This window comes from Paenibacillus sp. GSMTC-2017, assembly GCF_016019935.1.
Lineage (GTDB): Bacteria > Bacillota > Bacilli > Paenibacillales > Paenibacillaceae > Pristimantibacillus.
In genome coordinates this window covers 391247-403651 of the sequence record NZ_JAECMT010000003.1, presented here as the reverse complement: position 1 = coordinate 403651, position 12405 = coordinate 391247, and the positions used below count along the sequence as shown (strand labels likewise).

Genomic DNA, 12405 nt, shown 5'->3' with positions numbered 1-12405 from the left:
ATAGACATTCTCTCGCATTGCAAAAACTACCAACTGATAGACTACTGTGAAGAGTATCATGAAGGATGGCAATCGCAATGTAATTAAGAATCGTAAACGATGCGAATGAAAAAAACTCGATCATCATTTAGATGATCGAGTTTTTTTGCACGTTTCCAACTTTATCGTTGCAATTGTTACCAATGAATAGCGAACTCTTAATCGCTGCAATGACTGTATCCGGTCTATGAACTTGGATAGAATGCCAGCTATCCTCAACATTGATATGGGTCACTTTCCCTGTTATATCTAACAGTTTCTCTTGACCTTTCTTCCATTCTTCGTCCTGCTTCCCCGCGCTCATTACGATAACTGGCATATGATTAGGAAGAGGAGGTGCGGCAACAAGCTGCTCCGCACTCATTTCGGTACATAGCATCTCTGCATAAGCAGTTCGATATGCTTCATTACGGTATCCTCGTTGTTTGATAACCTTTTGTATGGATGATGGTAAATTTCTCGATCCGATATGTCTTTTCATAAAACGAGGAATAGCTATCGGAGACAGCAAGTAACCCAATCTTAACAATTTCCTGCTGATGCGCCTTTTCTCCTTACCTATCGCACCCATTTCCTTCGGTATAAATCTACTTTCATGTGCTGCATCTACCAAAACGAGCCCAGCAACCTCATCCCGATATTGTGAGGCAAATAACCTTATGATCATTCCCCCATAGGAATGTCCTACTAATATGTATGGAGGTTTTAGTTGTTTAGTATGAAGTAGGCATCTAAGATCTTCCACATATTGCTGACAAGTTGGCATCTTTAATAATCGATTGCTAAAGCCGAATCCAGCTCGATCATAAGAAAGCACCGTTGCATGTCCCGATATTTCGTGTTGTACGAGAGACCAATCAAGTGATACCCCACCCATTCCTGATTCAAGAACGACGGTCGATTTACCATTACCCGTAATAATTGCATGAAGATGATCCGTACCAATAGCAACAAGTTCTCCTGGTTGACGATATTTTTTCGCGTATAGCTTTGCGATTACTGTCTGTACGATTGTAAGTGGAAAACAAAGCGTGGCTACGATCATTCGAATACATCTATCCCTAATTGGAATCGCATTCATTTTACTCCCTCCTTACTGCCGCCTATTCGTATCTATATACCATTATAGAATTGAATAGTAGGCATAAAAAGAGAAAATTAATTTCTAATTATTTCCTATTTATTGCGTTTTGTCGATGACAGTGATTCGTTTAGCTGACGCCTCTGCTGGGTAAGAGTCCGAAATATCTCCGGTAATTTCCAAACTTACTTCGTCCCCAACCTCGACTGCTTCTAGCTCTGATTCGTTAATTGGTGTTACCCAAACAGCTTCCGGTTGAACAACTTTTAAAATTTGTTCCACTGTTTCCAGCTCTGGCTTTAACTCGATTTCTGTTACATCTGTACTATCTACAACTAGAAGCTTTGTCGATTGTTTAGCCAGTACATTACCTTCACGGTAATCCCATGTTCCATTGGTCGTTTCATTCGTCGTTTCTTTTGGTCCATTAGAAGAACAACCCACTAGCAGTAATGTCATCATAATAATCCCTAATTCTTTTTTCATTTTTAATACCCCTCATCTCATTTATGTTCATCTATTATTTCTTACCCTATCTTTCCAAATTCGAAACAAAGCCAAATGAACATAAGCACCTCAATAGCGCCAAAACATATCATAGGTGTAAATGCTCGCGTAAGGAGGAAAGATCTGTGCAACTTGCTCCACGTCTTTCATTATGTATGATTGTCCGAAATGAAGATGGTTTTATTAAGGAATGTCTCGAACATGTACATTCTGTCGTTGATGAGATCATAATTGTCGATACTGGTTCAACTGATGACACCATTAAAATATGCGAATCCTATGGTGCGATTGTACTACGCTATGAATGGAATGAAGACTTTGCAGCAGCTCGTAATTACGGTCTACAGCATGCTACAGGAGACTGGATTCTATGGCTGGATGCAGACGAAATATTAGCGGAGTCAAGTCGTGGATTAATACGGGATGTACTTGGCTGGAACGATAAAGATATGGGCGTTATCGGACTCATCAATTATTTTGGCGATTATCCTGTAAGTGTCGATAGAGCTTACCATGTGCAGCAGCATAGACTGTTCCGCAACCATATCGGCTTTAAGTTTCAAGGACGAATCCATGAACGTCTAAATGTTAAGGAACTAAATATAAAAGAGAATCGAATCCATTACTTAGCTACTAATTTGCATCACTACGGCTATTTAGACCCCGTAAGAACACAAAAAAACAAGTCAGAACGCAACCTAACCATGCTTCTTCAAGAACTGGATAAAGAGGATACAAACCCTTGGGTACACTACCATATTGCAAGTGAATATAACCAAATGAGCGAATATCAAAAAGCATATGATTCAGTTAATAAATCTATCCTTGCATTCATTAAATCCAATCAACTGCCGCCATCCTTAATCTATCGTTTGAAGTATGAGACTATGCTCTCCTATGGTACTTACGAAGGAATATGGCCAGGCATAGACAAAGCTATACTACTATATGCAGATTATGTGGATCTCCATTTTATTAAGGGAGTCGTATTATGGCTAAAAAAGCGCTACGTACTTGCGAGGGAAACGTTCGAGCATTGCTTGGAGCTCGGTGACAAGATGACTCGCCATTTAACTTTATATGGCCTTGGTACGTTCCAAGCTCATTATTATATTGGAAGATGCTTTGAGCAGGAGCGACATCTCGAGAGTGCCATTGAGGCCTATAAACGAAGCATAGAGACTTGTCCGACCTATGAACCAGCAAAGGAAGCTTTAAAGAAGCTAAAAGTGGAGATTGCCGAACACGCTGAGGAAATGAAAAATCAGAACCATTCAAGCATAAACATAAGCTTGTGTATGATTGTACGAGATGAAGAAGCTCATCTTAAGCAATGTCTTGAATCTGTAATAGATATAATAGATGAGTTAATCATCGTAGATACTGGCTCAATGGATCGTACGAAGGAAATTGCTGAATCTTTTGGAGCGATTATTTATGATATGGAATGGATCAACGACTTCTCCGTAGCACGCAACTTTGCATTCAGCAAAGCTACTAAGGACTTTATTTTATGGCTTGATGCAGATGATATAGTTACTTCGGAGGCTCAAGAACGTCTACTATCACTTAAAGGTAGACTCACCGCTGAAGTGGATTGTGTATCTATGCTGTATCACCAACTATTTGATGCAAATGAACGTTTAACTTCTACTCTACGATGTAATCGACTTGTACGCAGTAGATCCCATTTCCAATGGCAAGGTGCTTTAAATGACTATTTATCTGTGAATGGCACTACACTGCAAAGTGATATCGCCATTATTCATAAAAGAGGTCTTCGATCAACAGAACGCAATCTCTGCATCTACAAAAGCCGTCTAGAGGCCGAACTTTCATTATCACCATACGAAACGCTAGGTTATGCAAATGAGTTGTTTAATTATGAACTTTACGATAAAGCCATCGTGTATTATACGAAATACTTAAACGAACAACCCAAATCCGTACGTGAGCATGTAACAGCATGCTGTAAGTTGTCAGAATGTGCAGGCAAACTACAGCAACACGATCTTCGTATTCAAGCATTGTTCAGAACGTTCGAATTTGGTTTTCCACCAGCTGAAGTATGTTACAAAATCGGTGAATGGCATTCGGATAGAAATAGTGATTCTACTGCAATTGAATGGTATAAGCAAGCTATAGAATCTCCTGAAGACGATTATGACAAACTGCCGCCTAATAAAGACTACAAGACATGGTTACCTCTCCTAAAGCTGTGTCAAAGCTACAATAGGCTAGGACAATATAAAATAGCTTACGACTACAATGAATCTGCACTTCATTATTATCCTGATCATCCAGAACTACTAGCCAACCGGGTTTATTTCATGAAGCAACATAACATTTATTCATTTGGAGGAACGAACTAATATAAATCATTGCGGCGGCAGTAATTACTGCCGTCTTATTTACTATCTTCAATGATAATATTGTTGTAAATAACGAAGCTTTTCCTCCAAATGTGATACTACAGAGGGATCGTTAAATTCCCATAACTTTAATAACGTTATCGTTTCAGACAAGTCATGAGCCATATGATCCCCAGAATCTATATTTTTTAATGCAGATATTTCCACTTTAAAGGTACTCTTCGCATCTCTATGCATAATTTCATTGCGCTTAACTGCCATATGAATCTCTGCAATCTGATGAATGAGCATAGAAATCTGGTTCTCAATTTTCAACCGGACACCCCGCTGCATTCCCTTCTTCCTTTTATGAAGCGCCTTAACCAGATGCAGTATCGCTGCAATCAGTATTGAAGTTGATTGTGTTCCCCTACTCACTGCACGCCACCTCTCGTTCTTTAACTATTTACTGTTTATCTTCTTCTTGATCCGTTTCTATTTCTTGATCCTTGACCTCTTCTTGATCCGTTTCTATTTCTTGATCCGTTGCTTCAATACTTTCTTCATCTAACGCTAATTGCTCAACCTCAATGATTTGGGCGGACTCTTCCAAAGTTTCAACATTTGATATACGAGCTTTGTCCTCACTCCAATTTGATAGTTGGGCGATAGTATGTAGTTTTTTAAACAATAGCCACTCTGCCATTTGTATAGAGTCCAGAACACTTATTACTGAATCATTAAACCGAATAATGTCTTCCGACGAAGGATGAAGTGGAAAGTTACGTTGCTTACCGACGAATGCCTCGATTTTGTTAGCTTCTGACGTAACTAGCTTTGATAATGCTTTTTCCTCTAAGGCAATTGACTCGATAAGATGAGACAGAGCTTCAGACATTGATGGGATGCTGTCTCCTGAAAAAGAGTGCATGTACTCCCTCCTTCTTAACTAATGTGGACATCACTCATAGCTTAATACAATCTATTCCTCAAAATGATGATCGTGTTTATGATCCAGTCGAATAACATCCTCAAGTTTAAACTGTAACAGCATTTGATTTTTAATGATGTTACGTAACATGCGTTCTACGCTTTCGTTCACAAGAAGCGCATCCCCTAAACAAAAGTCCTTGTGTTTGAGAACACTTTGTATTTTCTCTGCTTCTGCATTAAGAAGATGCGACAATCCGATCTCTTCAAGCGCAATAGATGTTAGTAGTAAATTGATCACTTTTTCGCGTTCCAAAGTGATTATTGGAGTTATATTAGGCACATTAGGCATCGACATTGATATCAATCTCCTTTTGGCTATCATTTCTCAAGTTATCTTAGTTATCAAAAGCCTACATCATTACATATATGTCCTCTTAATCATCTTTATGAGGAAATGTCAAAAGAAATTATGTATATGTAACACATCTCCTACAATCATTTTGACTGCAGGAGATGCTCACTTTACATACGATAATGCACTAGCGATGTATTGTACTTCATTAAAACTAACAAAAATTACTCTTCCGGAATAAAACTAATAATGTCTCCTAGTTTCTTGACTAACAGCAACTCTTTCAGCATTACGCTTTGCAAAGTTTGATTCACACTGTTGTTAATCAACAATAACTGAGATAGCGATGGCGGCGGTTCAATTCCTGGACTCAGCGTACCCAAAACAAATTGGATCTTCTCTGCTTCTGCGTTCAAAATATGTGCTAACGCAAGCTCTTCGAGTGCAATAGAGGCTAATAGCAAATTAATACTATCGCCAATTGTAATAGATATTACCGGGGTGATATTAGGAATATTCGGTTGTGACAATTCAATTTCACCTCGCTTCTATTTAGCTTATACCTATGTGTTATTCGCCTTACGTTTACAATCCTATGTTTATGTAGTTGTACATTATTACTTATGTGCAATTCCGCAGCTACAGTCTAACTACAACAAAAAAATCATATAATTGATTGTTTATTCATGAAATGTCTTTGGTTGATACATGCGAACAGGAATGGAGGATTTGACTGCATATGAAAAGAACAAAGATATCCGTATGCATGATTGTAAAAAATGAGGAGCGATGGATCGCACAATGTCTTGAGAGCGTCTTGAAGTTCGCAGATGAAATTATTGTAGTTGATACAGGTTCTACAGATCATACATTAGACATATGCAACACCCTTGGCGTAACCGTTCAACATCTTGAGTGGAATAATGACTTCGCAGCGGCACGAAATTACAGCCTTGGGCTCGCTACAGGAGACTGGATTATGTGGCTAGACGCTGATGAACAACTTCTAATAAGTGAACCCGAATCGATTCGAAAGCAGCTAGAGCAATCAAACGAAAATATTTACTCCATTCGTCTCATTAACTATATTGGAGATCATGTGTCTCCACATGAAACATACCATTACAATCAAGTTCGAATCATAAGAAATTATGTTGGATTAAAATTTAATAATAGTGTCCATGAAACAATTAATGTACATGAAGTAATGCCAGAGCTACAATCAATCGATATTCAATGCCTGCCTATAGAAATCTATCATTATGGTTATTTAAACAATGTCGTATTAGCCAAAGGGAAATCGGATCGGAATATTGCTTTACTAGAAGCTTCATTAGTTAAAGAAATTGATAATCCTTGGACCTATTATCATTTAGCAAGTGAATATGTACATCTTAAAAAATACGAACTAGCGTATGGTTATGTCAATCGTGCAGTACTCGCTTTTCTTGGGAAAAATCAAGCCCCTCCTTCTCTCCTGTACAAATTAAAATACGCTATTCTAATTGAAGTTAAACACATCGATAAAAATACAATTGCTGCAATTGATAAAGCGATACAAATGTACCCAGACTATGTAGATTTGCATCTCTATCGAGGAATAATGCTTTTTACCGATAAGCAATATGACGAAGCTCTTAGCACTTTCCAACACTGCATTCTACTTGGAGAAAGTCATACCCAGCATCTCACATTAGCTGGCAGCGGATCATTCCATGCTTGGTACTACATTGGCCAATGCCACGAAAAACTATCCGATCCGAAGCAAGCCAAAGTAGCCTATCATAACTCAATTAACATATATTCCGATTACCTTCCTTCCAAGGAAGCACTACTTGCATTGCAATAATGCTTCATTAAATACGAAAGGCCGGAGCATCTCCAAAGAGGAGAACTCCGGCCTTCTTACCTTTTTACTACTATTGTCTTACAGCTTGATTTATCTCCCTAAACTCGGACGGTGTCATTCGAACATACTTTTGAAACACCTTTGTAAAATACCTTCGTTCTGAATAACCAGTTACAACTCCAATTTCTGTAACCGTTTTATCTGACGTTAACAACAATGATTGAGCAAGTTCCATTCTTTGCCGTGTTACATATTCAACAAATGTCTCCCCAAAGTGAGATTTAAACAATAAACTGAAGTAACTACTGCTAATACCTAAATGTCCTGCTAATTCTTCAACTCCGATATCTCTAGCCAGTCGTTTGTGAATATAGTCTTTGGCAGATAACATCAACTTTTGACTAGATTTTTTGCAAAATGCTTTCGTAAGAGCAGCATCCACGAGTTGAATGATGACCTCCATAACATCCTTTTCACTTATGCTGTGATTCAGCTTCTTCCAGATTTGTTCCTCTTCATTTGACGTTACAATATTCATCTCACGCATTTCGCGTAACAGATGGATAAGTAAATAATGAAGAAACTTGTCCATTGAAACTTGCTTCCTCTGTGATTCCTCTAAATAAATTCGCTTTAGTCCAGTCAAAGCCTTATGCATTATGGATTGATCTAGCTTACGTAGTCCAGATACAATATCATCAATTGTATTCCATAACGATTGACTCCTGTCATGAGCATCAGCGCTCTCATCGAGCAGCTCTGGTACCATACTGCTTGACGCTTGCAGCAGTATAAATTGCAGCTTCTTATAGGATGTTGCAAGATCAGCAACTACAATTTGGCTCGGATATACAGCGACACTGACTGGAAGTTCAATTTGCTCTCGAACTGATTGTTGTAGTGAGTTAAGCCATACTCCCGCTCGACCCTCTACTTGTTCATGTTCATCACTTTCATGTCTAACAAGGATGCACCATTCCCCTTCTCGAAGTTGCAAGACGGAACAAAGGAAGTTTTCAGCAACTAACGCAGTCTGGAGCACTTGCCTCACATCAGAATTCCAACGTTTACGATCCACTTCGCTCCACTGTAGTGACAATTGTGCGTAATGATCTGTATCTGCAAGAAATATCGTATACTGGAACTTTTCAATCGGTTTATCTTCATCTACATGCATATATAACGTCTGCTCTGACGAAAATCCTAACAACATGTTATACAAAATTTTCTCATGGGCCATCTGAGCCATAACACGCCAGCGTTCCCCTGTATGAATACTTTTCATCTTACGAGCACGTATATCTTCGCTAACTTTCCTTACAGTCGTTTCTAACACATCATAATTAATTGGTTTCAAAATATAATCCCTTACACCATTCTGGAGTGCAATGCGAGCATATTCAAACTCCTGATACCCCGTCAACATCAGCACTTCGCATTCCGTACTCAGCTTACGAATTTCTGTAAGAAATGTTATTCCATCCATTATAGGCATTCGAATATCGCACAAAATAAGATCAGGCTGCTTTTCCTTGTAATAGTCGAATGCCTCCTGCCCATTACGAGCAAGAGCAATAACCTCGATGCCCATGTCGTCCCAGGGCAAGACTGCTTTTAAGTTATTCAATATTGGTAACTCATCGTCCACTAGCATGGCTTTTAGCCTCATTGAAATCACCTAACCCCATCATTGGAATGGTGCATCTAATGGTTGTACCGTGTCCTTCTGTCGTGCATATCATTAATCCGAATGCTGATCCATACTGAATACGAATTCTGTCGGCTACACTGCGAAGTCCAAGTCCTCTGAGTTCCGGATTATGCACATCCTTGTCTTTATCCGAATTACTTCGTCCGTCATCTGTAGAGTTAGCATGATACCTTGTCAGAAGCTCACCTGATATACCCTTTCCGTTATCCTCAACAGACAATATTAGCTTTCCATTAAGAGATTCGGCTCGAATAACGATTTGTCCTATTCGTTCTAATCCTTCGAAGCCATGCTGAATGCAATTTTCCACTAATGGCTGGAGCGTCAATTTCTGTACCCTAAAATCTAGTAAGTCATCAGGAATATCCATTGAATAATGAAAACTGTCGGCAAAACGGAAACTTTGAATTTCTAAATAGCTCCGAACATGCTCGATTTCCTGACAAAGCGGAATTTCTTCCTGACTGCGAAAGCTAATTCGTAATATATTGGCGAGCCTAAGTACCATCTGACTCACTTTACGACCTTCATTCTGCACTGCCAAAACATTAATCGACTCTAACGTATTAAATATAAAATGCGGTTTGATCTGCGTTTGTAGCAACAACATCTCCGCTTTGTTTTTCTGTTCCTGCTCCTGCTTCACACGTCCTAGCAGGTATTGAATACGAATAATTAAGCTGTTTAATCCGTTGCCAAGCAAGTGAAGCTCATCACTGCCTTTCACATCCATTCGAATGCTAAGTTCCCCATCTTCCACTCGCCGCATAAATCTGACTACTCGAATGATTGTTTTGGCAATTCGATTTACGAAAAACAATAAAAATATCATAGCTAACAACATGGATATCGTTACAATTCCTGCAACCCAACGTACGTAGAGATCAATTTCATTGGATACTGAGTCCCATGAAGCAACCGAAACTAAACGCCAATCTTCATTATTAAGACCTACACTAGATACTATGCTGTCTTCACCGTCAAAAAACTGTCGTTTACTATTAAATGTATAATCTTTCAAAAAATCATTATCTGTATATTCTTTAACGACTTTTCCATTGATTTGTTCAGAACTATCATAGAGAACCAATCCGCTTCCATTAACAATAAAAAATCTTGTATCATAACGCTCCTGATTAAATCGGAAGTAACGAAATACTTCATCTAATCCTGATTGTTTAATTTGCACAAGCAAAATACCCTCATCTTCCAGCGTTCCAACATCCTTTACTACTCGAATTTGCGTAAAGACGGAACTCCAACCGGTAATCTCAGGGTATTCATAAGGTCCTATCCAAACTGGCTTACCATCTCTAACTTCTACAGCTTGATAGATTGGTTGATCAGTAAGTTCCGAAAATGGCATAGCCTCGAAATAGTCCTTTGAATAAATCGGAATAAGCATGCCATCCTCCAGCGAATATAGAAGTGCATATTTTACAGAAGGATGGTTTATAAGTAGATTTCTAAATTCAGCTTGTATACCGTTAAGCTCAAACTCATCTATTCTAGATAAGTTATTTAAATCATAGAAACGTTGATTAAGTAATTCCTGTAATGCAGTACTAGCAATTGTACTATCCGTTACTTTATTCATTTCGTTGAACACAAAATCAACATTTTGCCTTAGGGCCCTGAGCGTAAGCTCTGTTTGCCCTGCATAATTTTTTTCTACCGTTTCGGAAACATAATAATAAGCTCCGATTCCAAGTAACAATAATGGAAAAATAATAAACATAAGAAAGGCTGCAAACAACTTAAAGCGTAATGACATTCATGTTTGCACCTCGTTTCAAATAGTTAACCCTTAACACTACCTGCTGTGATTCCTTCAATAATTTTCTCTTGCAAGAAACCATACAAAACGAGTACAGGTAATACGCTATATACAATCCCTGCACAAATTAAAGCATAATTCGTTTGATAGGCATCTCTGAAACCTACCATTCCAGTCGGAAGTGTTCTCAGTGCCTCTTTACTAATAAAGAAGTTGGCCAATAAATACTCATTCCAGACGCCAAGGAAATTGACGATAAATACGGTGACTAAAGCTGGCATCGTAACTGGCAAAATAATTTTAAAGAAAAGCCCCATAATTCCTAGTCCGTCTACGATCGAAGCTTCCTCTAGCTCACTAGGTATCGACTTCATAAAAGCAGCTATTAGCAGAACACTGATAGGTAGTGCACCTGCTGTATAGGGTAGAAATAATGCCCAATGGGTGTTGAGTAAACCTAAATCTGAAACTAGAATATATTGTGCGATAAACAATACATTACCTGGAATTAACATACCAATCAAGATAATCTGATAAATTAATTTGCTTGTTCGAATAAATCTCATTCTTACTAGAGCAAATGCAGTTGCCGCAGATAATATGACACCAGCAAGTGCAGATGAAGTAGATAAATAAGCACTGTTAAAAAAGTATTTGTTAATTTTACCTTTAACCCATGCATCAGCATAATTTTCAAATACTAATTTTTGAGGATACCCAAATGGGTTTTCCGCAATTTCAATGTTGTTATCTTTAAGTGATGAAAACACCACGAACACAAACGGTGCCAATATAGCTACGACGTAAATCATAAGTACAACATGTGGAAGTATACGTTTAATTACAGACATTAGTAATTCACCTCATCCTTAGAACGACCAAATGTCAGTTGATAAATAGCAGTTAAAAGTAATGCGACTACGAAAATAATAATGGAGAGTGTTGTACCATATCCATACTCACCGTACTTAATCGCACGATTAACCATATAGGATGCCATTACTTCAGTTGAAGCCACAGGGCCGCCCTTTGTCATAACGAGAATGATATCAACAACTCTCATCGCACCAGCAATAGATAACATCACGATAACAGAAATGATTGGTTTAATAAGTGGTACGGTAATACGAATAGCTCTTTGGAAACCATTTGCCCCGTCAATTTCCGCTGCTTCATTCAGCTCTCTTGGAATCGCCAATATTGCTGCTAGCACTAATACGATGTAGAAGCCCATCCATTGCCATGCATTCGTAAGCAAAATAGCTAATAACGCCCACTTCGTATCAGCAAGCCAATAAATAGGCTCGATACCAAACCACCCTAGAAATCTATTCAGTATACCTACTTCTGGGTGATAAATAAATTGCCACAAAATACCTATAACTGCTGTTGAAAGGATGGATGGTACAAATACAGTCGTTTTATAAAATCGCTGAAACCTCTTCACCCCACCAATAAGTATGGCAAAGAAAATGATGAATGGAACCTGTATAAATACAGAGAACAAAATAAAGTACATATTGTTTATTATAGAATCTCGGAAATAAGGATCTTTAATAGCTGTTACAAAGTTATCAAAACCAATAAACTTAGGATCATTAAGCCCATCCCAGTCAGTGAACCCTAAGTAAGCTGATGACGCCATCGGATAAATCGTAAATAAGAAATACATTGCTATAGTTGGAATGATAAAAATGGCGTACGCATATGGGTTCTTCAAGATACTTCTCATCGCTCGTCTCTCTCCTTCCGAATAACAGAAGAAGACGCTACCCACTCAAGGGCGGGAAGCGCCTTCCATCTCA

Annotated in this window: 12 protein-coding genes; 2 read left to right on the top strand and 10 right to left on the bottom strand. The window is 38.4% G+C overall.

Annotation, left to right across the window (positions count from 1 at the left end; genetic code table 11):
* Window positions 1–127 precede the first annotated feature (127 nt).
* Window positions 128–1120, bottom strand: coding sequence for an alpha/beta hydrolase (locus I6N90_RS13835; RefSeq protein ID WP_197936193.1), 993 nt, complete (start codon window positions 1118–1120; stop codon window positions 128–130).
* 99 nt (window positions 1121–1219) lie between these two features.
* Window positions 1220–1606 carry a DUF3221 domain-containing protein gene (locus I6N90_RS13830; RefSeq protein ID WP_197936192.1) on the bottom strand — a complete coding sequence of 129 codons (387 nt, stop codon included), beginning with the start codon at window positions 1604–1606 and terminating at the stop codon, window positions 1220–1222.
* Between the two features lie 146 nt (window positions 1607–1752).
* On the opposite strand from I6N90_RS13830, the gene I6N90_RS24800 reads away from it, so the two are divergent.
* Window positions 1753–3999, top strand: coding sequence for a tetratricopeptide repeat-containing glycosyltransferase family 2 protein (locus I6N90_RS24800; protein ID WP_332262456.1), 2247 nt, complete (start codon window positions 1753–1755; stop codon window positions 3997–3999).
* A gap of 48 nt (window positions 4000–4047) precedes the next feature.
* Here the strand turns inward: I6N90_RS24800 and I6N90_RS13815 are convergent, their stop codons facing one another.
* The 4 genes from I6N90_RS13815 to I6N90_RS13800 all read right to left on the bottom strand — a co-directional run bounded on the left by I6N90_RS13815 (window position 4048) and on the right by I6N90_RS13800 (window position 5793).
* On the bottom strand, window positions 4048–4416 hold the full coding sequence (locus tag I6N90_RS13815) for a hypothetical protein (protein ID WP_197936191.1): 369 nt from the start codon (window positions 4414–4416) through the stop codon (window positions 4048–4050).
* A gap of 28 nt (window positions 4417–4444) precedes the next feature.
* Window positions 4445–4909, bottom strand: a complete 465-nt coding sequence (locus I6N90_RS13810; protein ID WP_197936190.1) for a hypothetical protein — start codon at window positions 4907–4909, stop codon at window positions 4445–4447.
* A gap of 51 nt (window positions 4910–4960) precedes the next feature.
* Window positions 4961–5266 (bottom strand): hypothetical protein, encoded by a 306-nt coding sequence (locus tag I6N90_RS13805; RefSeq protein WP_197936189.1) that lies wholly within the window; start codon window positions 5264–5266, stop codon window positions 4961–4963.
* A gap of 221 nt (window positions 5267–5487) precedes the next feature.
* Window positions 5488–5793: a hypothetical protein gene (locus I6N90_RS13800; RefSeq protein WP_197936188.1), complete on the bottom strand. Its 306-nt coding sequence runs from the start codon at window positions 5791–5793 to the stop codon at window positions 5488–5490.
* Between the two features lie 209 nt (window positions 5794–6002).
* On the opposite strand from I6N90_RS13800, the gene I6N90_RS13795 reads away from it, so the two are divergent.
* Entirely contained in the window at window positions 6003–7112 is a 1110-nt protein-coding gene (locus I6N90_RS13795; RefSeq protein WP_232242986.1) for a glycosyltransferase, read from the top strand.
* Window positions 7113–7182: 70 nt separating this feature from the next.
* Here I6N90_RS13795 and I6N90_RS13790 read toward each other — a convergent pair whose 3' ends face one another.
* From I6N90_RS13790 to I6N90_RS13775, 4 genes are read right to left on the bottom strand one after another with little or no spacing between them, the layout of a single operon-like run.
* Window positions 7183–8781: a response regulator transcription factor gene (locus I6N90_RS13790; RefSeq protein ID WP_197936187.1), complete on the bottom strand. Its 1599-nt coding sequence runs from the start codon at window positions 8779–8781 to the stop codon at window positions 7183–7185.
* Window positions 8750–10597: a cache domain-containing sensor histidine kinase gene (locus tag I6N90_RS13785; RefSeq protein WP_197936186.1), complete on the bottom strand. Its 1848-nt coding sequence runs from the start codon at window positions 10595–10597 to the stop codon at window positions 8750–8752. The genes I6N90_RS13790 and I6N90_RS13785 overlap by 32 nt, the downstream gene beginning before the upstream one ends.
* Before the next feature lie 26 nt (window positions 10598–10623).
* A complete protein-coding gene (locus I6N90_RS13780) occupies window positions 10624–11451 on the bottom strand; it encodes a carbohydrate ABC transporter permease (RefSeq protein WP_197936185.1) in 828 nt (275 codons plus the stop codon).
* Window positions 11451–12332 carry a carbohydrate ABC transporter permease gene (locus I6N90_RS13775; protein ID WP_197936184.1) on the bottom strand — a complete coding sequence of 294 codons (882 nt, stop codon included), beginning with the start codon at window positions 12330–12332 and terminating at the stop codon, window positions 11451–11453. Before I6N90_RS13775 ends, I6N90_RS13780 begins: the two co-directional genes overlap by 1 nt.
* Window positions 12333–12405 lie beyond the last annotated feature (73 nt).